21 protein-coding genes are annotated in these 19,961 nt (G+C 72.0%); 13 read left to right on the forward strand and 8 right to left on the reverse strand.

Annotated features, from left to right (window positions below; translation table 11 throughout):
- Positions 1–119 precede the first annotated feature (119 nt).
- Positions 120–1,178 carry an alpha/beta fold hydrolase gene (locus ACGFYP_RS26090; protein WP_393498137.1) on the reverse strand — a complete coding sequence of 353 codons (1,059 nt, stop codon included), beginning with the start codon at positions 1,176–1,178 and terminating at the stop codon, positions 120–122.
- Positions 1,179–1,312: 134 nt separating this feature from the next.
- Here ACGFYP_RS26090 and ACGFYP_RS26095 point away from each other — a divergent pair, with 134 nt between their 5' ends.
- The 4 genes from ACGFYP_RS26095 (at position 1,313) to ACGFYP_RS26110 (ending at position 3,235) form a co-directional block, all read left to right on the forward strand.
- The gene (locus ACGFYP_RS26095) at positions 1,313–1,528 is read left to right on the forward strand and encodes a hypothetical protein (protein WP_361964205.1); all 216 of its coding nucleotides are present in this window, start codon (positions 1,313–1,315) and stop codon (positions 1,526–1,528) included.
- A gap of 147 nt (positions 1,529–1,675) precedes the next feature.
- Positions 1,676–2,335 carry a TetR/AcrR family transcriptional regulator gene (locus ACGFYP_RS26100; RefSeq protein ID WP_361964207.1) on the forward strand — a complete coding sequence of 220 codons (660 nt, stop codon included), beginning with the start codon at positions 1,676–1,678 and terminating at the stop codon, positions 2,333–2,335.
- A 152-nt stretch (positions 2,336–2,487) separates the two neighbouring features.
- Complete coding sequence (locus ACGFYP_RS26105; RefSeq protein WP_260229006.1) at positions 2,488–2,715, forward strand: DUF3107 domain-containing protein; 228 nt, start codon at positions 2,488–2,490, stop codon at positions 2,713–2,715.
- A gap of 250 nt (positions 2,716–2,965) precedes the next feature.
- Positions 2,966–3,235 carry a hypothetical protein gene (locus tag ACGFYP_RS26110; RefSeq protein ID WP_361964209.1) on the forward strand — a complete coding sequence of 90 codons (270 nt, stop codon included), beginning with the start codon at positions 2,966–2,968 and terminating at the stop codon, positions 3,233–3,235.
- A gap of 121 nt (positions 3,236–3,356) precedes the next feature.
- Here the strand turns inward: ACGFYP_RS26110 and ACGFYP_RS26115 are convergent, their stop codons facing one another.
- Positions 3,357–4,094, reverse strand: coding sequence for a ferritin-like fold-containing protein (locus tag ACGFYP_RS26115; RefSeq protein ID WP_361964211.1), 738 nt, complete (start codon positions 4,092–4,094; stop codon positions 3,357–3,359).
- A 488-nt stretch (positions 4,095–4,582) separates the two neighbouring features.
- On the opposite strand from ACGFYP_RS26115, the gene ACGFYP_RS26120 reads away from it, so the two are divergent.
- Both ACGFYP_RS26120 and ACGFYP_RS26125 read left to right on the forward strand, forming a co-directional pair.
- The gene (locus ACGFYP_RS26120) at positions 4,583–6,772 is read left to right on the forward strand and encodes a DEAD/DEAH box helicase (RefSeq protein WP_393498145.1); all 2,190 of its coding nucleotides are present in this window, start codon (positions 4,583–4,585) and stop codon (positions 6,770–6,772) included.
- 94 nt (positions 6,773–6,866) lie between these two features.
- Entirely contained in the window at positions 6,867–7,736 is an 870-nt protein-coding gene (locus ACGFYP_RS26125) for an alpha/beta hydrolase (protein WP_361964215.1), read from the forward strand.
- Between the two features lie 3 nt (positions 7,737–7,739).
- On the opposite strand, the gene ACGFYP_RS26130 is transcribed toward ACGFYP_RS26125, so the two are convergent.
- Positions 7,740–8,678 (reverse strand): NYN domain-containing protein, encoded by a 939-nt coding sequence (locus ACGFYP_RS26130; RefSeq protein WP_361964217.1) that lies wholly within the window; start codon positions 8,676–8,678, stop codon positions 7,740–7,742.
- 180 nt (positions 8,679–8,858) lie between these two features.
- Between ACGFYP_RS26130 and ACGFYP_RS26135 the strand changes: the two genes are divergently transcribed.
- On the forward strand, positions 8,859–9,011 hold the full coding sequence (locus ACGFYP_RS26135) for a hypothetical protein (protein ID WP_315891306.1): 153 nt from the start codon (positions 8,859–8,861) through the stop codon (positions 9,009–9,011).
- A 100-nt stretch (positions 9,012–9,111) separates the two neighbouring features.
- Here ACGFYP_RS26135 and ACGFYP_RS26140 read toward each other — a convergent pair whose 3' ends face one another.
- From ACGFYP_RS26140 to ACGFYP_RS26155, 4 genes are all read right to left on the reverse strand, one after another.
- The gene (locus ACGFYP_RS26140; RefSeq protein WP_361964219.1) at positions 9,112–9,717 is read right to left on the reverse strand and encodes a MarC family protein; all 606 of its coding nucleotides are present in this window, start codon (positions 9,715–9,717) and stop codon (positions 9,112–9,114) included.
- Positions 9,718–9,946: 229 nt separating this feature from the next.
- Positions 9,947–10,807, reverse strand: coding sequence for a PHP domain-containing protein (locus ACGFYP_RS26145; protein WP_393498151.1), 861 nt, complete (start codon positions 10,805–10,807; stop codon positions 9,947–9,949).
- Between the two features lie 194 nt (positions 10,808–11,001).
- Positions 11,002–11,640 (reverse strand): DUF6758 family protein, encoded by a 639-nt coding sequence (locus tag ACGFYP_RS26150; RefSeq protein WP_361964223.1) that lies wholly within the window; start codon positions 11,638–11,640, stop codon positions 11,002–11,004.
- Between the two features lie 142 nt (positions 11,641–11,782).
- Positions 11,783–12,367 (reverse strand): suppressor of fused domain protein, encoded by a 585-nt coding sequence (locus ACGFYP_RS26155; protein WP_361964225.1) that lies wholly within the window; start codon positions 12,365–12,367, stop codon positions 11,783–11,785.
- Between the two features lie 414 nt (positions 12,368–12,781).
- Between ACGFYP_RS26155 and ACGFYP_RS26160 the strand changes: the two genes are divergently transcribed.
- The 3 genes from ACGFYP_RS26160 to ACGFYP_RS26170 all read left to right on the forward strand — a co-directional run bounded on the left by ACGFYP_RS26160 (position 12,782) and on the right by ACGFYP_RS26170 (position 15,867).
- The gene (locus tag ACGFYP_RS26160) at positions 12,782–13,924 is read left to right on the forward strand and encodes a magnesium and cobalt transport protein CorA (protein WP_361964227.1); all 1,143 of its coding nucleotides are present in this window, start codon (positions 12,782–12,784) and stop codon (positions 13,922–13,924) included.
- Between the two features lie 48 nt (positions 13,925–13,972).
- The gene (locus ACGFYP_RS26165; protein WP_393498157.1) at positions 13,973–14,482 is read left to right on the forward strand and encodes a hypothetical protein; all 510 of its coding nucleotides are present in this window, start codon (positions 13,973–13,975) and stop codon (positions 14,480–14,482) included.
- 119 nt (positions 14,483–14,601) lie between these two features.
- Positions 14,602–15,867: a CapA family protein gene (locus ACGFYP_RS26170; protein ID WP_393498159.1), complete on the forward strand. Its 1,266-nt coding sequence runs from the start codon at positions 14,602–14,604 to the stop codon at positions 15,865–15,867.
- 19 nt (positions 15,868–15,886) lie between these two features.
- Here ACGFYP_RS26170 and ACGFYP_RS26175 read toward each other — a convergent pair whose 3' ends face one another.
- Positions 15,887–16,678 (reverse strand): hypothetical protein, encoded by a 792-nt coding sequence (locus ACGFYP_RS26175; RefSeq protein WP_361964233.1) that lies wholly within the window; start codon positions 16,676–16,678, stop codon positions 15,887–15,889.
- Positions 16,679–16,888: 210 nt separating this feature from the next.
- Here ACGFYP_RS26175 and ACGFYP_RS26180 point away from each other — a divergent pair, with 210 nt between their 5' ends.
- From ACGFYP_RS26180 to ACGFYP_RS26190, 3 genes are read left to right on the forward strand one after another with little or no spacing between them, the layout of a single operon-like run.
- Positions 16,889–18,172, forward strand: a complete 1,284-nt coding sequence (locus ACGFYP_RS26180; RefSeq protein WP_393498164.1) for a magnesium transporter MgtE N-terminal domain-containing protein — start codon at positions 16,889–16,891, stop codon at positions 18,170–18,172.
- The gene (locus ACGFYP_RS26185) at positions 18,162–18,755 is read left to right on the forward strand and encodes a DUF1003 domain-containing protein (RefSeq protein WP_393498167.1); all 594 of its coding nucleotides are present in this window, start codon (positions 18,162–18,164) and stop codon (positions 18,753–18,755) included. Before ACGFYP_RS26180 ends, ACGFYP_RS26185 begins: the two co-directional genes overlap by 11 nt.
- A 43-nt stretch (positions 18,756–18,798) precedes the next feature.
- Complete coding sequence (locus ACGFYP_RS26190) at positions 18,799–19,932, forward strand: Mrp/NBP35 family ATP-binding protein (RefSeq protein WP_361964239.1); 1,134 nt, start codon at positions 18,799–18,801, stop codon at positions 19,930–19,932.
- The last annotated feature ends 29 nt before the right edge of the window (positions 19,933–19,961 follow it).

Genomic DNA, 19,961 nt, shown 5'->3' on the forward strand with positions numbered 1-19,961 from the left:
TCCGGCGGCTCCCGGCCCTTGGTCCCGCCCCTGGCCCTGCGCCTGTCCCCGCCCCTGTGCCGCCTCGGCGGGGGGTGTGGGCGCGGGGCCCTTACGACTATGTCGTCCCACGCCCCGGATCAGCTCCCGCCGCTGTCGTCTTTACGCGCTTCTTCACGTACTTCTTTACGTGGTTCTTCGTGCGTCTGTTCAGGTGCTCGCTCTGGCGCTCGTTCAGGTGCCTCGGCGCCTTCGATCAGTTCCCTGACGGCCTGGGCGACCGTCTCGGGGTACTCCATCATGGCCACGTGCCCGGCGTCCGGGAGGGTCAGCAGTCGCGAGCCGCGGAACGCGGCCGCGGCCCTGCGTGCCATCCGGTACGAGACGAGCTGATCGAGCCCGCCGTAGACGAGCAGCGTGGGCGCGAGCACCCGTTCCGCCTGTCGCCACAGGCCGTGCTGGCCGCCGAGCGTATAGGCATCGACGATGCCGCGCGAGGAGCGGGCCATGGCGTCCCAGAAGTACGGGAGCTCAAGGCGCCGCTCCATCTCCTCCACGGCGTGTCGCAGCCCCTCGTCGGTGACCCGGCCGGGGTCTCCGTAACAGAGCGCGAGCACGCCCCTGACCCGCTGTTCCGGGGTCCAGTCCTTGCTCAGTCTCGCGAACAGGGGCGCCATGCCCGGCAGGGCGAACAGCGCGGTCGGCCAGGCGCTGCGCTGGACGCGCAGCTCGGGCAGGGCCGGGGAGACGAGGGTGAGCGTGCGGACCAGGTCGGGGCGGACGGCGGCGACCCGGGTGGAGACGGCGCCGCCGAGCGAGTTCCCGATCAGGTGGACCGGGCCGCGGCCCCGTGCGTCGAGGAACCGGATGACCGCCCGGGCGTGTCCGGTGACGGAGTAGTTGCTGTCGTCGGGCGGCGGGGAGTCGCCGAAGCCCGGCAGGTCGACCGCCTCGCCGTCGACGAGGTCCGCGAGCAGCGGCATGAGCGCCGACCAGTTCTGCGAGGAGCCGCCGAGGCCGTGGACGTACAGCGCGGGGGCGAGGCCCGGCCGGTTGCCGGGCCTGGCGCGCACGGTGAGCGTGAGCCCGGGCAGCGTGACGGAGCGCAGCTTCTCGCCGTCGGCGACCCGTACGGCGCGGATCCGCGGCGTGATCGGGGCGGCGGCGGTCCGGGTCTCCGGAAGCTCGGTCGACGACATGGCCGCAATATTACGAGACGATCACGCGGCGGCGCGTGTGTGTGGCGTCACAGGCTCGGGTGCGCCGCGCGGAGTGTGCTCCTACGCTCGTAGTGAGGGCCATCGGAGAGCGCTCGCGTGCCGGAAGGAACCTCATGACAGTCGATCCGACCGAGCCGGACACATTCGCCGAGGAAGAGGACGTCGTGCTCGACGAGGAAATCCCTGAGGCCGACGCGGCCGAGCAGCGCGCCGAACTGCAGCAGCGCGAGGACGAGCCCCACACTCATGTGGAACGGGACTCGGCGAACGAGGCGGACTCCTCCGAACAGGCGCGCGTGGTCGCACTCGACGAAGACGACTACCGCTGATTTGTTCTGTTTAACGTTGAATCGCCTATCGCCCTGGGCGTCCGGTCCGTGAAATTCTGCGTCCGCACCGCGCACAGCCGGGTTACCCAAAAGTACGATGGCGGGCGCGGCGCCACAGCGCGCATGGATCGATTTTTGGGAGGCGGCGTGACAGCCATCGAGCAGACAGAGGCAGCACGCCCTCGGGGCACGCGCCTGCCGCGCCGAGCCCGACGGAACCAGCTCCTCGGGGCGGCCCAGGAGGTGTTCGTCGCGCAGGGGTACCACTCCGCCGCGATGGACGACATCGCCGAACGCGCGGGCGTCAGCAAGCCGGTCCTCTACCAGCACTTCCCGGGCAAGCTCGAGCTGTACCTGGCCCTGCTCGACCAGCACTGCGAGGCGCTGCTCCAGGCCGTGCGCACGGCCCTGGCGTCGACGAGCGACAACAAGCTCCGGGTCGAGGCCACGATGGACGCGTACTTCGCGTACGTGGAGGACGAGGGCGGCGCGTTCCGGCTCGTCTTCGAGTCCGACCTCACCAACGAGCCGGCCGTGCGCGAGCGGGTGGACCGGGTGAGCCTGCAGTGCGCCGAGGCGATCTCCGACGTCATCGCCGAGGACACCGGCCTCTCGAAGGACGAGTCCATGCTGCTCGCGGTGGGCCTGGGCGGTGTCTCCCAGGTCGTGGCGCGCTACTGGCTCTCCAGCGAGTCCGCCATCCCCCGCGACAAGGCCGTGGCGCTGCTGACGTCGCTGGCGTGGCGCGGCATCGCGGGCTTCCCGCTGCACCCGACGGACGGCCAGCCGGTCACCGACGGCCTCTAGGTGTCCAGGGCCGGACAGGCCCTGGGGCACCGCTCCCGGCTGTTCGCTCCTGGCGTTTCGCAGGTACGCCGTGCGGGTCCCCTCTCCGGGCTAATGTGTGCAGCGTACGGCGCGGGAGACGCGCAACGCTGACCGTTCGGAGGGACATAGCCGTGGAGGTCAAGATCGGCGTGCAGCACGCACCCCGGGAGATCGTTCTGGAGAGCGGGCAGTCCGCCGAGGAGGTCGAGAGCGCCGTGGCCGACGCGCTGGCCGGCAAGGCGCAGCTGCTCAGCCTCACGGACGAGAAGGGCCGCAAGGTCCTGATCCCGGCCGAGAAGATCGCGTACGTGGAGATCGGCGAGCCGGCGGTGCGCCGAGTGGGCTTCGGCGCTCTCTGAGTCGCGTGACGTGGGAAGGGCCCGGCGGATTCGTTCCGCCGGGCCCTTTCGTCCGTCCGTCCGCCGGGCCGTTTCGTCCGTCCGTCCGCCGGGCCCTTTCGTCCGTCCGGGTGGGCCGCGCACCGGCCCCGGCGCGTGAGGGCGGGGTGAAGGTGCAGGTGGGGCGGGCGGGGAGGATTGCGTGCGAGTCGGCCCGGGTAGGACCGCTACGACCGCAATGCCCGCCCCGCACCGCACGCGAGGTGATCCCGTGTTCCTGGAAGCTCTCGGCTCCGCACTGCTCGGATTCGCCCTGGCCTGGGCCGCCGTGCACCGGCTGCCCGACCGCCTCCCCGCACGCGCGGTCGTCCTCACGACCGGCACGCTCGGGGCCGTCTTCGGCGCCCTGGTGACCCATGGCGCGCTCGGCCCTGGCAACGCCCTGCCGACGCTCGTCGGGGCCGTGGCGATCGCCGCGGTCCTGCTCTCGCTGCTGATCCGCCCGGCCTCGCGACGCCTGCGCCGATCAGCGGCGGCGTGAGCAGCGCCTCCCCCACGACGACCGGTATTTCGAACCCCCGGACCACGCGAAGGGCCCGGCCGGACCACGCGAGCGTGTGCCGGGCCGGGCCCTTGGAGCGCGGGTAGCCGCGCTGGAGTCGTTACGCGGCGAGGCCCAGCGCGGCCATGCGCTTGGTGTGGGCCTCGGTGATCCGGGAGAACATCCGGCCGACCTCGGCCAGGTCGAAGCCGTCCGCGACGCCGCCGACGAGCATCGTGGAGAGCGCGTCGCGCTCGGCGACGACCCGCTGGGCCTGCGAGAGCGCCTCGCCCATCAGCCGACGCGCCCACAGCGCGAGCCGGCCGCCGACGCGCGGGTCGGCCTCGATCGCGGCGCGGACCTTCTCGACGGCGAAGTTGCCGTGGCCGGTGTCGTCGAGGACCGAAAGCACGAGCCGGCGCGTGTCCGAGTCGAGCCGGGCCGCGACCTCCCGGTAGAAGTCGCTGGCGATCGAGTCGCCGACGTAGGCCTTGACCAGGCCCTCCAGCCAGTCCGACGGCGCGGTCTGGCGGTGGAAGTCGTCCAGCGCCTTGGCGAAGGGCTCCATCGCTGCCGTCGGCTCGGCCTCCACGGCGGCGAGCCGGTCCCGCAACTGCTCGAAGTGGTGGAACTCGGCGGAGGCCATCTTCGCCAGCTCCGCCTTGTCCGCGAGGGTCGGCGCCAGCTTGGCGTCCTCGGCGAGCCGCTCGAAGGCCGCGAGCTCGCCGTAGGCCAGCGCGCCGAGCAGGTCGACGACCGCGGCGCGGTACTGCGGCTCGGCGGAAGCGGTGGCCCAGTCCTGGGCGGCGATCCCGGTGGCGGGCTCTTCGGCGGGCGTGGCGTTGTCAGGCGTCTCCATGAAGCGCACAATAGCCCGCTCCCCGGCACGCTCAAGGCCCTGGTCAGTCACTGTGACCGCGCCCTCATCGTGAATTCTCCCAACACACATGCGCGAATCCGGGGTACAGTGGTAAAGCGCCTGCTGAGTATGCGGACAAGTTTTCGCACGTTCGGACGTACTCGGTGGGCCGACTCATGAATGAGGATGCCCGGTCGGTGGCCCGACTGGCTCCGACCCGACAGCCCTCCCCGCGCACCCGCAGGAGGGTCCCTCAAGCGGCACGACGCTCGAGCGACGGCAGTGGTCCCGCGCCACCCGACTGTGATCCTTTCCTTGATCCGGTCGGAAGCGAATCGGCACGGTACGACCCCCAGCGTTCGCCTCACGCCGCGTCTCACAGAAGAGGCAGCACCCTGACTACGACTTTCCGAGAGCTCGGAATCCTTCCCGAGACCGCCGAGGCGCTCGAAGCCGTCGGCATCGTCTCCCCCTTTCCCATCCAGGAGATGACCCTTCCGGTCGCCCTCTCCGGCACCGACGTCATCGGCCAGGCCAAGACCGGCACGGGCAAGACCCTCGGTTTCGGTCTGCCGCTCCTGGAGCGCGTCACCGTCCCCGCGGACGTCGAGGCCGGCCGGGCCAAGCCCGAGCAGCTGACCGACGCCCCGCAGGCCCTGGTCGTCGTCCCCACGCGCGAGCTGTGCACCCAGGTCACCAACGACCTGCTGACCGCCGGCAAGGTCCGTAACGTCCGCGTGCTCGCCATCTACGGCGGCCGGGCGTACGAGCCCCAGGTCGAGGCGCTCAAGAAGGGCGTCGACGTCATCGTCGGCACCCCGGGCCGCCTGCTCGACCTGGCCGGCCAGCGCAAGCTGGACCTCTCCCACGTCAAGGCCCTCGTCCTCGACGAGGCCGACGAGATGCTCGACCTGGGCTTCCTGCCCGACGTCGAGAAGATCATGAACATGCTTCCGGCGAAGCGTCAGACCATGCTGTTCTCGGCCACCATGCCGGGCGCGGTCATCGGTCTCGCCCGCCGCTACATGTCGCAGCCGACGCACATCCGCGCCACCTCGCCCGACGGCGAGGGCGTGACCGTCGCCAACATCAAGCAGCACGTCTTCCGCGCGCACTCGATGGACAAGCCGGAGATGGTCTCCCGCATCCTGCAGGCCAACGGCCGCGGGCTCGCGATGATCTTCTGCCGTACGAAGCGCACGGCGGCCGACATCGCCGAGCAGCTGCAGCGGCGCGGCTTCGCGTCCGGCGCGGTCCACGGCGACCTGGGCCAGGGCGCCCGCGAGCAGGCTCTGCGCGCGTTCCGCAACGGCAAGGTCGACGTGCTCGTCTGCACCGACGTCGCCGCCCGCGGCATCGACGTCGAGGGCGTCACGCACGTCATCAACTACCAGTCGCCCGAGGACGAGAAGACGTTCCTCCACCGCGTGGGCCGCACCGGCCGCGCGGGCAACAAGGGCACGGCGGTGACGCTGGTCGACTGGGACGACATCCCGCGCTGGCAGCTCATCAACAAGGCCCTCGGCCTGGACTTCCACGAGCCGGTCGAGACCTACTCCAGCTCCCCGCACCTGTACGAGGAGCTGGACATCCCGGCGGGCACCAAGGGTGTCCTGCCGCGCGCCGAGCGGACCCGTGCGGGTCTGGGCGCGGAGGAGCTCGAGGACCTGGGCGAGCCCGGCGGCCGCGGTGGCCGTGGCGGCCGCAAGCAGGCCGCCCCGGTGGCCGAGGAGCGTCCGGAGCGCACGCGTACCCCGCGCCAGCGTCGCCGTACGCGCGGTGGCTCCGCGTCGGAGGAGACGGCCACGGCCGCCGCTCCGGCAGCGGTCGCCGCTCCGGTGACGGAGGACGCGCCGGCGGAGCCGCGCACCCCGCGTCGCCGTCGCCGTACCCGCACGACCGGGGCGTCGAACGCGCCGGTCGCCCCGATCGCCGAGACGGCCGTCGCCGCTCCGGTCGCGGAGGCCCCCGCCGCCGCTCCGGTCGCCGTCGCCGCCGCCCCCGTGGTCAAGCAGGCCAAGCCGGTGGAGCGGGCCCCGCGGGCCCCGAAGGCCCCGCAGGTCGCCCCCGAGGCCCCGCAGGCTCCGCGCCGCCGCCGGCCGCGCGTCCTGAGGCCCGAGGTCGAGACGGTCGGTTTCCAGACCGTCGAGACCGCGGCCGCCGCACTCGCGGCCGCGGCGCCGGTCACCCCGGTCGCCGAGCCGGTCGCGTCCGTCGCAGCCGTCGCGCCCGTCGCCGAGCCGGTCGTCGAGGAGCCCAAGAAGGCCCCCCGCCGCCGCACGGTGAAGAAGGCCGTCGCGGCCGAGGCCGTCGAGGCCGTAGAGGCCGCCCCCGTGGCGACCGAGGTCGTCGAGGAGCCGAAGAAGGCTCCCCGTCGCCGTACGACCAAGAAGGCCGTCGCGGCCGAGGCCACCGAGGCTCCGGCCGTCGAGACCGCGGTCGAGCCCGTCGTCGAGGAGGCCGCCAAGGCTCCCCGCCGCCGCACGACCAAGAAGGCCGCCGCCGCCCCCGTCGCCGCCGAGGCGCCGGACGCGTCGGAGCCGAAGACGGCGCCCCGTCGCCGCACGGTGAAGAAGGCCGCCGCCGCTCCGGCGGAGGCCGCCGTCGCCGAGGAGGCCCCCAAGGCTCCGCGCCGTCGCACGACCAAGAAGGCCGCTGCCGCGCAGCCCGAGAACTGACGCGCCGTCGCACCTTCCCGGTGGCCCGGTCCCTTCCCAGGGGCCGGGCCACCGTGCCGTCCGGCCGCCGCTGAACAGCGGTTACAGTCCCTGTATGAGCAAGCCCCGGTCCCTGGCGCTGCCACCGCGCACCCGTGCCTACCGGCTCAGCACCACACGCGGCGACTTCGCCGTCCTGGACGCCGCGCCCGAGGGCGAGAGGCGCGGAACGGTACTGCTGCTGCCCGGCTACACCGGCAGCAAGGAGGACTTCCTCGCCCTGCTCGGTCCGCTCGGTGAGCTCGGCTACCGCGCCGTGGCCGTCGACGGGCGCGGCCAGCACGAGACCCCGGGGCCGCGGGGGCGCCACGCCTACAGCCGCCGGGCGCTCGCCCTGGACGTGGTGGCGCAGGCGGCGGTCCTCGGCGACGGTCCGGTGCACCTGCTCGGCCACTCCTTCGGCGGTCTGGTGGCCCGCGCGGCCGCCGAGCTCGCGCCCGGCGCGTTCCGCTCGCTGACCCTGCTCTCCTCGGGGCCGGGCCGGGTCGCCCGCCCGCAGCGGGTCAGGGTCCTGGCGCTGCGCGGCGCGCTCGCGCTGCTGCCCAAGGAGCGGGTCTGGCTGGCGACGCGCTGGCTGGACAGTCGCGGCGAGGAGCCGGGGGCCGCCGACCCGCCGGAGATCGTACGGTTCCTTCGGCGCCGCTGGATGCGCACCCGGATCTCCCAACTGGCGGGCGCAGGGCGGCTGTTGCTGCGCGATCCGGACGGTACGGCACGGCTTGCCGCGCTCCCGATGCCGGTGCACATCGCGTACGGCGCGGAGGAGATGGTCTGGCCCGTGCACGGCCTGGCGGAGGCGGCGGCGCACACGGGCGCGCACCACACGGTGGTCGCGGGCGCGGGCCACTCCCCCAACGTCTCGCACCCTGAGGAGTTGGCGGCCCGGCTCGTGGCGTTCTGGGACGGCCCGAACGCCCACGCGTAGCGGCTAGAACTTCGCCTGAAGGTGCTGCCAGAACCCGTCGCGCAGCGCCCTGCGCAGCGCCGCGTGGCCGCGCAGGGACCGGCTGAGGAGCTTCTCGGCCTCGATCAGGAGGTCCTGGTCGACCGGCCCCGGCAGGTACGGATGTCCCGGTAGCAGCTCGGCCATGGCGTCGCTGCCGCGTTCGGCGATCCACATCGCGGCGATCTGGGCGCCGACGAAGCGGACCTCCTCGCGTGAGGGCGGGGGCTCGCCCTCGTTCTCGTACGTCGTGACGGGCCGTCGGGTGACGTAGGGGCGCCAGAAGTCGAGGTCGAAGGTGCGGCGGCTGTCGACCTCCCAGAGCAGCGGCTCGGCCTGGTTGCGCCCGTCGGCGGCCTCGATGCCCCAGAGGTGGACGCGGGCCCCGTAGCCCTGCGCGGCCTCGACGGCCGAGACGAGGTCCTCGTCGCCGCCGACGAGCGCGGCGTCGCTGATGGCGCGGTGGCGGGCGAGGGACTCCAGGTCGGAGCGGATGAGGGAGTCGACGCCCTTCTGCTGGTTGTTGGCGTTGAGGTTGCCGAGCCGGACCTTGACGTCGGGGAGTTCGGCGATGGACTGCTGCTCGGGGGTGTGGATGCGGCGGCGGGCGCCGTCGTACCAGTAGACGCGCAGCAGGCGGCTGTCGGCGAAGATCGTGCGGGCCTTGTCGATGAAGGCCTCGATGAGCCCTTCGGCGTCGAGGTCGAAGGAGCGGCGGTCCTCGGTGCCCGCGACCAGCAACCCGGCCGCAGCATAGACGTAACCCGCGTCGACGAAGATGGCATGGGTCGAAGGGGTCTTGGCCACTTCGGCGAGCATCCGCCGCAGGAGCTCATTGGTGCGCTCCAGGCGGTCGCCCAGGTCGTGGACCGGGTCGCGAAGAGGGTCGCGGGGCGGCGTGTGAGGTGTCTCGGCGTCGTTCATACCGGCCTCATTCTCCGCCCGCCGTGCGGCCCCCGCCACCATCCCCCACGTTAGTAGTTAGCCATCCGAAAAATTTCCTTAGCGTAGGGAATGTTTGCAGGATGCATCTCGTTGAGCAGTACGTAACAGGCACAACAGTTCTCCATCAGGAGGATCAACTCCAGACGAAGGGAGAAGCCCATGCGCTTCGAAATCCTGCGACTCGACGACATCGACGGCACGCCCGTCGACCGCACCGTCGTGGACGCCGCCTCCGTCAACCGGATCGTGCAGCAGGCCGCCTCGATCGGCCAGCGCATCTGGATCCGCCCGGCCGACAGCACGGCCTCATAACAAGGCAACGCACCGACGCACCGCGCCCCCGCATGGACTCCGACGATCGGAATCCGTACGGGGGCGCAGTGGTGTGCGGAGGGGGTCAGGGCCTTTCGCCCTAGGCCCCCTGAACAACCTGGGTGACGCCGTTGATGATCTGCTGCACGGCGATGGCCGAGAGCATCATGCCCGCGAGCCGGGTCACGAGCACGACACCGCCGTCCTTGATGACGCGGATGATCAGCAGCGAGTAGCGCATGGTCAGCCAGAGCACGACGTGCATGGCGACGATCGCGGCCCAGACCGACACCTGGGCGGAGGCGCCGTCGGCGTGCTGCACGGCGAGGATCACGGAGACGATCGCACCGGGCCCGGCGAGCAGCGGCATGCCGAGGGGCACGAGGGCGACGTTGACGTCCTTGGTCTGCTTCGGCTCGTCGGTCTTGCCGGTGAGCAGGTCGAGCGCGATGAGCAGGAGGAGCAGACCGCCGGCGATCATCAGGGCGGGGACGGAGACGTGCAGATAGGCGAGGATCTGCTGCCCGAGGATCCCGAAGACGGTGATGACGCCGAAGGCGACGGCGACGGCCTGCCAGGCCATCCGCCGCTGCACCTTGGCGGCCCGGCCGGAGGTGAGGGCGAGGAAGATCGGGGTGATCCCGGGGGGATCCATGATCACGAACAGGGTCAGAAACAGCGAGCCGAATACGGCGACGTCGAACACGGTGTGCCTTGCGATGTGGGGTGTACGAGGGTGTGGGTGGGCGTGAGCCCGAGCCGAGGCCCCGCCCGTCCGGAATCCGGCGGCGGGTGACAGGTGACAGGTGTGGCCCGCCCGAGGGCCCGTAGGGGCTCAGGAGGGCTCCCGCAGGGGCCGGAAGACCCGTGCGGGCACGGGGAACCTCCGGCACCGACCCTTGAGGAGGCGGTGGCGGGTTGGGGGCCCTGAGGCCCTAGGCCGGTCCGCCGGCGCCCGGGACCGGGAAGGCCCCCGTGGCGCGGCGCGTGATCTCGCCGTAGATCTCGGGGTCCGTCGTGTACTCGCCGAGCGCGCAGGTCTTGCGGCTGCCGTGGTAGTCGCTGGAGCCCGTGGTGAGCAGCCCGAGCTCCTTCGCGAGCCCGCGCAGCCGCGCCCGCGTCGGCTCGTCGTGGTCCATGTGGTCGACCTCGATGCCGTCGAGGCCCGCCTCCGCGAGGCGTGCGATCGCGGACTCCGGGACGACCTCGCCCCGCTTGACCGCGAGCGGGTGCGCGAAGACCGTGACCCCGCCGGCCGCCTTGACCAGCCGGATCGCCTCGAACGGGTCGAGCTCGTGCTTCCCCACGTACGCCCGACCGCCGTCCGCCAGCCACTCCTGGGTGAACGCCCCGGACACGTCCGGTACGACTCCGAGCTCGACCAGCGCCTCCGCCACGTGCGGGCGGCCGACCGAACCGTCACCCGCGATGCGGGCGACCTGGTCCCAGGTGACCGGGACACCGAGCTCCTGGAGCTTGCCGACCATCGCCCGCGCGCGCGGCACCCGGTCGTCCCTGACCAGCTCGCGCTCGGCGGCCAGCTCGGGCTCGTCGGCGTCGAAGAGGTACGCGAGCATGTGCAGGCCGACACCGTCGACGCGGCAGGACAGCTCGGCGCCGGTCACGAGGGTCAGCCCCTCGGGGAGCGCGGCGATCGCGGCGGCGTGGCCGCGCGTGGTGTCGTGGTCCGTGAGGGCGACGACGTCCAGTCCGGCGGCGGCCGCGTTGCGGACCAGCTCGGCCGGGGTGTCCGTACCGTCCGACGCCGTGGAGTGGGTGTGCAGGTCGATGCGCACGACGCGTTGCTCCAGGGCTCAGGGCGGGCGAACAAGGGGACGCTCCAGCATAACGGGCGAATAAGCCCCACCCGCCCCACAGAACCAAGGCCCCAGGCGTTACGGCCCCCCAGAACCAAGCCCCCACGCCAAGACGGCCGCGCATCCCAAGGCGCGAGGCGGCTCCAGACCCCTGGTCCTCAGGCTGCCCCGCTCTACGTCAGCAGACGCGGCGTCAGCGCCCCGCACGGGAGGAGTTCGACCTCCGCGCCCGCGTCGCGCAGGTCCGTCAGGACCAGTTCGTCGTACATCAGCAGGCCCGACTGCTCCGGCCACACGATCGCCCACAGCCACAGCCCGCGCGCCTCCCCCGCGAAGACCGCGCGGTCCTGCGGGGTGCCGGTCACATGCCACAGGGGTGTCGGGCGGCCGGCGGCGAGGACCTTGGTCTGGGCGGGCTTGTCGATGGACAGGCCGGCTCCGGGGTCCGGGCCGTCGAGCCCGGCGTACCGCGCGCCGAGTCCGACGCCCAGCTCCTCGGCCACGAGCAGCAGCTCACCGATTCCGCCGAGCGGACCGGGACCCGAGCAGGCGACGGCGGTCGCGCGTCCTCCGCTGCGGTCGTCACCGGCGTACGCGACCCCGGTGAAGAGCCAGCCGACAGGTAGGGGCCACGGCATCCAGACCGGCACCTCGGCCCGGTGCACGACGACACCGAGGGCCTCGACACTGGGCGGGATCACGGGCTGCAGCGGGTGCACCGGGCCATGCACGGCGCACTGCCAGGAGTCGGCAAAAAGACCGGGCGCCCTGACCCGGCCACCGCACCTCGGGCAACTGGGTTCGCCCCTCATAGAGCCCAACGGTCCTACCCCTCCGCGCCCGCGTCAAGGACGATCACCCGTCCGGACCGACCAGTTCACCCCGAGTGGCAGGCGCGGAGGGACCGAGCGGCGGCTCCCGCGCTCCGGCAGGCCCCCTCAGAGCACGGTCCGATCAGTCCAACGTCACCGAGCGCCGCAGCGGATCGCGCAGGTCCGTGCCGTTGGCCAGCCAGCGCTCCTGGAGCGCCTCCGCGCCGTGCACCCGCTTCCACGCCGCCTCGTTCGACGTCATCGGCAGCAGCGGCAGGAACCGGACCGGGTCCATCGGGTCGTCCAGGTCCAGGTCCTCCACCAGGCCACCCGGCTCCGCCACGAGGACCGAGCTGAACGGAGCCCCGGGCCAGAGCGGTTCGCCCACGTCGAGCGAGGCGCCGGCCGCCACGACCACGCCCTCGACCTGAGGGGTCGAGGCGAGGACCGCGAGCGGGCGCAGCACCTTGTCGGTGTCGGCGAGCCCGACCCGTACCGAGAGGACCAGCTCCGCGCGCGGGCCCTTCACCGGGTCGGCGAGCGCGGCCGTCGGATCGGTCATCGGATGGGCGGACATGCCGAGGGTGGCGTACCGCACGACATCGCCGTCGACGAAGCGGAGCACCTCGATCCGATCCGTACCCAGAAACGTCACTGCGGCGCGCGCGTCCGGTTCACCAAGTGCCGAACGCAGCCGGGCCTCGACCAGAGCAAGAACTTCTCCCATGCGGCGAGCATAAAGCGCGTATGAAACGGGCAAAGAAAGGGATTGACCCTCTGTCGGCTGATAGTCTTGGCCGCTGGTCGGTACTCCCGACCACTCGTCATCCCCCAAGGGGGACCGGCCGGAGGAGGTGGGGCTGCGTGGATCGAAGTCGATCGGGCAGTACCAACCGCTCTTCCGCCCCGCACCTGAGCCCGGTGCGTTTCTCCCGGTGATCTGAGGCCTTCCGCAACCGGTCCGCCCACCGTCACCCGGCATCTCGCACGACGGAAGAGCACTTCGCCTTTGCCTGTCTGTAGCGAACGCCGTCACCGCGATCCCGCGGTGCCGCCCGCTTTGTGGACGACGTAGCTCCACGTCCTCATTCCGGGCTGTGCCACGCCTCGCCGACGGCTTCTCCGTGAAGGAGCATGCCAAATGTCGATGATCCGTGACCTGCGCGCCGCGGTCCGCCCCTCCCTGCGCACCTCCCTGCGCAAGCCCACCACCGCCGGTACCGCCTCGCCGTACGCCAACTACGACGCGACCCGTGACCCCTCCGCCTCCAGCGCCGTCGTCGACTGCGCCGTCTACCGCGACGGCCGCCGCGTGGACGACCGTGCCTGCCTGACGCCGCGTGGCGCGATGCGCCAGGTACGGGAGAGCGGCGGCTTCGCCTGGATCGGTCTCCACGAGCCGACCGAGGCCGAATTCGCCGGTATCGCCGCCGAGTTCGGGCTCCACCCGCTCGCCGTCGAGGACGCCGTCCACGCCCACCAGCGGCCGAAGCTGGAGCGGTACGACGACACCCTCTTCACCGTCTTCAAGACGATCCACTACGTCGAGCACGCCGAGCTGACCGCCACCAGCGAGGTCGTCGAGACCGGTGAGGTGATGTGCTTCACCGGCCCCGACTTCGTCATCACCGTCCGGCACGGCGGGCAGGGCTCCCTGCGCAACCTCCGCCACCGCCTCCAGGGCGAGCCCGAGCTCCTGAGCAAGGGCCCCTCGTCCGTCCTGCACGCCATCGCCGACCACGTCGTCGACGGGTACATCGCGGTCGCCGACGCCGTCGAGCTGGACATCGACCAGATCGAGATCGATGTCTTCTCGCCGCCTGCGAAGGGCTCCACGCGCGGCACGGACACCGGGCGGATCTACCAACTCAAGCGTGAGGTACTGGAGTTCAAGCGGGCGGTCACCCCGCTGATGCGCCCGATGCAGCTGCTGAGCGAGCGGCCGATGCGGCTGGTGGACCCGGACATCCAGAAGTACTTCCGTGATGTCGCCGACCACCTCGCACGCGTGCAGGAGCAGGTCGTCGGCTTCGACGAGCTGCTCAACTCGATCCTCCAGGCCAACCTGGCGCAGGCGACGGTCACGCAGAACGAGGACATGCGCAAGATCACGTCCTGGGCGGCCATCATCGCCGTCCCGACGGCGGTCTGCGGTGTGTACGGCATGAACTTCGACCACATGCCCGAGCTGGAGTGGAAGTACGGGTACCCGATGGTGCTCGTCGGCATCACGGCGATCTGTTTCGCCATCCACCGCACCCTGAAGCGCAACGGCTGGCTCTAGCGACACGGCCGGCCAGCCAGCGGTGCCGGCTCTCGATAGGCTGCGGGCATGACAGACACGCTGCTCGGGCCCGCCCTCGTCGAGGAGGCCACGAAGAAGTCCGGCCTCATCTGGGTCCGGGGCGAAGCCGCCCAGGCCCGGGCGCTGTGGCACGTCTGGCACGAGGGCGCGGCGCACGTCGTCGGCGACGGTCCGGGCGAGCAGCCCCTGCCGGGGCTCGTCGCGGGCGCGACGGCCGAGGTCACGGTCCGCAGCAAGGACAAGGGCGGCCGGATCGTCGCCTGGACGGCGGCGGTCTCCGAGCTGGCTCCGGGTACGGAGGAGTGGGACGCCGCGGTCGCCGAGCTGAAGGGCAAGCGCCTCAACGCGACGGACGGCGAGGCCATGCCGGAGCGGTGGGCGCGCGAGTGCCGGGTGCTCCGACTGGCTCCGCTGGACTCGACGACCGACCTGCCGACCGGCTCCCTCGCGGCGGTACCGCAGCCCTCCGACGCCGTCACCCGCCGCCCCGCCCCGGCGGCCCTGCCCCGCCTGCTGCTCAAGCGCCGCAAGCGCTGAGCGCGGCGCCGCCCCGGCGCGACGTCCTGGTGCGCGATCCCTGATCCTCGTGGAACCTGGCTGGAAGCAGACGCATCTGTTCAGGTGACAGCGGTGAACTCCAGGAGTCGGGGCATCACATGACGGACGACCACGAGGAGCCTCGCAGCCGGCGGCGGAATTCCGTCGGTCTCGTCGCCACGGCCGTCTGTCTGGCCGTCGTCGGCGCGGCCACCGTCTGGTCGGCGAGCGGCGACGACGCGCACGACTCCTCGCGCGACACCGGCAACCCCGCCCCCACCGCGCCCGTCGCCCCGCTCTCCCCCGGCGCTCCGACCTCCGGCGCCACCGCCTCCGGCGCACCGGAGAAGCCCGCCCCCGGCCCGGACGCCCGCCCCTTCACCCTCGTCGCGACCGGCGACATCATCCCGTACCCCTCGATCATCCAGCGGGCCGCGTCGGACGCGGAGGGCGGCGGCCACGACTTCCGGAAGATACTCGCGGGCGTCAAGCCCGTCGTCTCCGGCGCCGACCTGGCGATCTGCCACCACGAGATCCCCTACGGGCAGCCCGGCGGCCCCTACACGGGCTACCCCACCTTCACCGCGCCCCACCAGCTCGCCGACGCCCTCAGGGAGACCGGGTACGAAGGCTGCTCGACCGCCTCGAACCACACCCTCGACGCCGGTTTCGCCGGTCTGCGGCGGACCCTCGACGGGCTCGACCGGGTGGGCCTGAAGCACGTCGGCTCGGCACGCACCGCCGAGGAGGCCAAGGCACCCGCCTGGTACACGGCCGGCGGAGCGAAGGTGGCGCAGCTGTCGTACACGTACGGGACGAACGGCATCCCGCTCCCCGAAGGCAAGCCCTGGGCGGTCAACCTGACCGACCGGCAGCGGATCGTCGACGACGCGCGGGCCGCACGGCGGGCGGGCGCGCAGGTGGTCCTGCTCAGCATCCACTGGGGCACCGAGTGGCAGGAGGCCCCCGACGCGGTGCAGCGCGAGCTCGCGCAGGCCCTCACGGCCTCCCGCACGGACGGCCTGCCCGACATCGACCTCGTCCTCGGGACGCACAACCACGTGCCCCAGCCGTACGAGAAGGTCAACGGCACCTGGGTGGTCTACGGCATGGGCGACCAGGTCGCCAGCTTCTACACGGCCGACAAGGCGCGCGGCAACATGTCCTCGATCCCGCGGTTCACCTTCGGGCCCTCGGCGGCGCACCCGGGGCGGTGGACGGTGACGAAGGCCGAGTACCTCACGCAGTACTCCGACATGGGGCCGCCGTTCCGGGTGGTGTGCGCCTCGTGCGACACGCGCCACCCGGCGGTCGACGCCCGCGTCACCGAGGCCGTGATGTCCCGGGGCGCGGCGGCCCACGGGCTGACCCGCGCCACGAAGTAGCCCACCGGGCCCGGCGGGGTCAGGTGCGCGGCAGCTGCTTGCCGTAGTCGAGCGTCTCGCCCGGTGCGGGGGCCTCCAGCGAGAAGTCCTTGTCCCACTCGGAGAGCACGACCACGCCCGCCCCGCCGCCCCGCGCGAACTGGAGCGGGAACGGGGTGCCCTCCAGAGCGACGTCGAGCGTGCCGCCCATGCCGTCCTCGCCGCCCTTGACCTTGACCGTGCGGATGCCGCCGATCTTGTCGCGGTCGCCCTTCACCACGTCACCGTGCAGGCCGATGAGACCGTCCAGGAGCAGGTCCATGTCGGTGAAGCCGCGCAGCTGCTTGTACGAGGGGTCGTCCTGCGGCACCTTCACGTACTTGTCGTCGAGCTTGTCGGCGGCCTCGCTGTCGGTCTCGGAGGCGTCCGAGCCGCCCGAGCCGCCCGTGGGCGCGGCGGACGGCTTGCCGTCCTCGCCGTGCGTCCAGAAGGCCGCGTCGGCCTTCATGTAGAGCGCGTCACCGATCCGCAGCAGCTCGAAGGTGCTGTTCTTCGTCGTGACCGAACCGGTCGCGCCGTCGTCCTTGAGCCGCATGTTCAGCTTGAACGTGCCGCCCTTGCTGACGAGGGTCCCGGCGAGCCGGACCGCCTTCGCACTGTCCGCCGCCGCCTGCGCCTTCTCCTCGATGGCGTCGGGGGCCAGCTTCCCGACGCCGTTCGTCCCCTCGTCCGGGTCCTCCGCGCAGGCGCCGAGTCCCGCCGCGAGGCCGGCGCACAGCGCCAGCGGCAGGACGACCCTGCGGATGCGCGATGCAGTGAGGAGTGCGGTCACCGGCGCGGCCTCTCGTCTGTCGTCGACGCCGTCGATGGCGGCGTCGATGGTGGGGGGACGGCAGCACGCAGCGTACCCGGGCCGCGGGCCGTCGCCGCAGGCAGCCGTACGGGTGCTCTCGCCCGGGCGCCACGGATGGGCACGGGCTAGCCTGAATCCGGCATACCTCAGCATTGACCCGAATCGTGCGGCACCGAGGAGGCGCGTGGCATGGCGGCAGGCGCCCCCCGGATCTTCGTCTCGCACCTCGCCGGTGTCCCGGTCTTCGACCCCAACGGCGACAAGGTCGGCCGTGTCAGCGACATCGTCGCCATGCTCCGGGTGGGCCGCCGGCCGCCCCGGCTGCTCGGCATGGTGGTGGAGGTGCTCACCCGCCGCCGGATCTTCGTGCCGATGACCCGGATCACCGGCGTCGAGTCCGGCCAGGTCATCACGACGGGCGTGGTCAACATGCGCCGCTTCGAGCAGCGCCCGACCGAGCGGCTCGTCCTCGGCGAACTCCTCGACCGCCGCGTCCGGCTCGTCGGGCCCTCGGGGGAGGAAGGTGAGGAGGTCACCGTCCTCGACATCGCCGTCCAGCAGCTCCCCGCCCGCCGCGAGTGGGAGATCGACAAGGTCTTCGTCCGGCGCGGCAAGCCCGGCGCCCTGCGCCGCAAGGGCGAGACGTTCACCGTCGAGTGGTCGGCCGTCACCGGCTTCTCCCTGGAGGAGGAGGGGCAGGGCGCGGAGAGCCTGGTCGCCACCTTCGAGCGGCTGCGCCCCGCCGACCTGGCCAACGTGATGCACCACCTCTCCCCCAAGCGGCGCGCCGAGGTCGCGGCCGCCCTGGACGACGACCGGCTCGCCGACGTCCTGGAGGAGCTGCCGGACGACGACCAGGTCGAGATCCTGGGGAAGCTGAAGGAGGAGCGCGCGGCGGACGTCCTGGAGGCGATGGACCCGGACGACGCGGCCGACCTGCTCTCCGAGCTGCCGGAGGAGGACAAGGAGCGGCTGCTCGCCCTGATGCGGCCCGACGACGCGGCCGACGTCCGCCGGCTCCTCGCGTACGAGGAGCGGACCGCCGGCGGTCTGATGACGACGGAGCCGATCGTGCTCCGGCCGGACGCCACGGTCGCGGACGCCCTGGCCCGTGTACGGCAGCAGGACCTCTCTCCGGCGCTCGCGGCGCAGGTGTACGTGTGCCGGCCGCCCGACGAGACGCCGACGGGCAAGTACCTGGGCATGGTGCACTTCCAGCGGCTGCTGCGGGATCCGCCGTTCACGCTGGTCAGCTTGCTGGTCGACAGCGACCTGCCGCCGCTCGGCCCGGACACGCCGCTGCCCGCCGTCGCCGGCTATCTCGCCGCGTACAACATGGTCGCGGCGCCGGTGGTGGACGAGAGCGGGTCGCTGCTGGGCGCGGTCACCGTGGACGACGTACTCGACCATCTGCTGCCGGAGGACTGGCGCGAGACCGACTTCCACGAGGAGGGGGTGACGCATGGCGGGTGAGCGCACTCAGGACCGGGAGCGGGAGCGCGAGAAGGAGCGCGAACGGGAGCGGGAGCGGGAGCGGTCCATGCCCCGTATCCGGCTCGATCTGCCGCGCGAGCGGCGGGCGCGGCTGCTGCCGGAGTACGACCCGGAGGCCTTCGGCCGGTTCTCGGAGCGGATCGCGCGCTTCCTGGGCACGGGGCGGTTCATCGTCTGGATGACGATCACGATCATCATCTGGGTGCTGTGGAACATCTTCGCCCCGTCGTCGCTCAAGTTCGACGAGTACCCGTTCATCTTCCTGACGCTCGCCCTGTCGCTCCAGGCCTCGTACGCGGCCCCGCTGATCCTCCTCGCCCAGAACCGGCAGGACGACCGCGACCGGGTCAATCTCGAACAGGACCGCAAGCAGAACGAGCGGTCCATCGCCGACACCGAGTACCTGGCGCGGGAGATCGCGGCGCTGCGGATGGGCCTGGGCGAGGTGGCCACCCGGGACTGGATCCGCTCGGAGCTGCAGGACCTGATCAAGGAGATGGGGGAGCGCCGCGATCTATTCCCCTCAGGTGACGATCGGGTACGTGACGTACCTGACCGCTGACGGGTCTTTCCGGCGCCGGTGGTCGGCGCCGTACCATCTCCATATGGCTACGGAAGACGCGGTGCGCGAAGCACTGGCGACGGTGAACGACCCCGAGATCAACAAACCGATCACCGAACTGGGCATGGTCAAGTCGGTGGAGATCGGATCCGACGGCAAGGTCGCCGTCACGGTCTACCTCACCGTCTCCGGCTGCCCGATGCGGGACACGATCACGCAACGCGTCACGGACGCGGTGGCGCGGGTGGAAGGTGTCACCGGCGTCGACGTCACGCTGGACGTGATGAGCGACGAGCAGCGCAAGGAGCTGGCCTCGGCCCTGCGGGGCACGACCGCCGAGCGCGAGGTCCCGTTCGCCAAGCCCGGCTCGCTGACCCGGGTGTACGCGGTCGCCTCCGGCAAGGGCGGCGTCGGCAAGTCCTCCGTGACCGTGAACCTGGCGGCGGCGATGGCCGCCGACGGGCTGAAGGTCGGTGTCGTCGACGCCGACATCTACGGGCACTCGGTCCCCCGCATGCTGGGTGTGGACGGCCGTCCCACCCAGGTCGAGAACATGATCATGCCGCCGTCGGCGAACGGCGTGAAGGTCATCTCCATCGGCATGTTCACCCCGGGCAACGCTCCGGTGGTCTGGCGCGGCCCGATGCTCCACCGCGCGCTGCAGCAGTTCCTCGCGGACGTGTACTGGGGCGACCTGGACGTCCTCCTGCTCGACCTGCCCCCGGGCACGGGCGACATCGCGATCTCGGTGGCGCAGCTCGTGCCGAACGCGGAGATCCTCGTCGTCACGACCCCGCAGCAGGCGGCGGCCGAGGTCGCCGAGCGGGCCGGCTCGATCGCCGTCCAGACCCACCAGAAGATCGTCGGCGTCGTCGAGAACATGTCGGGCCTGCCGTGCCCGCACTGCGACGAGATGGTCGACGTGTTCGGCACGGGCGGCGGCCAGAAGGTCGCGGAGGGCCTGACGAAGACCACGGGCGCGACGGTCCCGGTCCTGGGCTCCATCCCGATCGACGTCCGTCTGCGCGAGGGCGGCGACGAGGGCAAGCCGGTCGTCATCACCGACCCGGACTCCCCTGCGGGCTCGGCCCTCCGCTCGATCGCCTCGAAGCTGGGCGGCCGCGCCAGGGGCCTGTCGGGCATGAGCCTGGGCATCACGCCGCGCAACAAGTTCTGAACCGAGAGAAGGGCGCCCCCGATTCGGGG

Origin of the sequence: Streptomyces sp. NPDC048370 (genome assembly GCF_043200825.1) — a bacterium.
Taxonomy (GTDB): domain Bacteria; phylum Actinomycetota; class Actinomycetes; order Streptomycetales; family Streptomycetaceae; genus Streptomyces.

What these genes read in the sequence shown, in the direction of transcription:
- ACGFYP_RS26185 (WP_393498167.1), top strand. Translation starts at nt 18,162, where the DNA reads ATGGCGGGTGAGCGCACTCAGGACCGGGAGCGGGAGCGCGAGAAGGAG.
- ACGFYP_RS26150 (WP_361964223.1), bottom strand. Translation starts at nt 11,640, where the DNA reads ATGAGGGGCGAACCCAGTTGCCCGAGGTGCGGTGGCCGGGTCAGGGCG.
- ACGFYP_RS26125 (WP_361964215.1), top strand. Translation starts at nt 6,867, where the DNA reads ATGAGCAAGCCCCGGTCCCTGGCGCTGCCACCGCGCACCCGTGCCTAC.
- ACGFYP_RS26095 (WP_361964205.1), top strand. Translation starts at nt 1,313, where the DNA reads ATGACAGTCGATCCGACCGAGCCGGACACATTCGCCGAGGAAGAGGAC.
- ACGFYP_RS26155 (WP_361964225.1), bottom strand. Translation starts at nt 12,367, where the DNA reads ATGGGAGAAGTTCTTGCTCTGGTCGAGGCCCGGCTGCGTTCGGCACTT.
- ACGFYP_RS26090 (WP_393498137.1), bottom strand. Translation starts at nt 1,178, where the DNA reads ATGTCGTCGACCGAGCTTCCGGAGACCCGGACCGCCGCCGCCCCGATC.
- ACGFYP_RS26165 (WP_393498157.1), top strand. Translation starts at nt 13,973, where the DNA reads ATGACAGACACGCTGCTCGGGCCCGCCCTCGTCGAGGAGGCCACGAAG.
- ACGFYP_RS26170 (WP_393498159.1), top strand. Translation starts at nt 14,602, where the DNA reads ATGACGGACGACCACGAGGAGCCTCGCAGCCGGCGGCGGAATTCCGTC.
- ACGFYP_RS26120 (WP_393498145.1), top strand. Translation starts at nt 4,583, where the DNA reads ATGACCCTTCCGGTCGCCCTCTCCGGCACCGACGTCATCGGCCAGGCC.
- ACGFYP_RS26135 (WP_315891306.1), top strand. Translation starts at nt 8,859, where the DNA reads ATGCGCTTCGAAATCCTGCGACTCGACGACATCGACGGCACGCCCGTC.
- ACGFYP_RS26190 (WP_361964239.1), top strand. Translation starts at nt 18,799, where the DNA reads ATGGCTACGGAAGACGCGGTGCGCGAAGCACTGGCGACGGTGAACGAC.
- ACGFYP_RS26180 (WP_393498164.1), top strand. Translation starts at nt 16,889, where the DNA reads ATGGCGGCAGGCGCCCCCCGGATCTTCGTCTCGCACCTCGCCGGTGTC.
- ACGFYP_RS26160 (WP_361964227.1), top strand. Translation starts at nt 12,782, where the DNA reads ATGTCGATGATCCGTGACCTGCGCGCCGCGGTCCGCCCCTCCCTGCGC.
- ACGFYP_RS26130 (WP_361964217.1), bottom strand. Translation starts at nt 8,678, where the DNA reads ATGAACGACGCCGAGACACCTCACACGCCGCCCCGCGACCCTCTTCGC.
- ACGFYP_RS26115 (WP_361964211.1), bottom strand. Translation starts at nt 4,094, where the DNA reads ATGGAGACGCCTGACAACGCCACGCCCGCCGAAGAGCCCGCCACCGGG.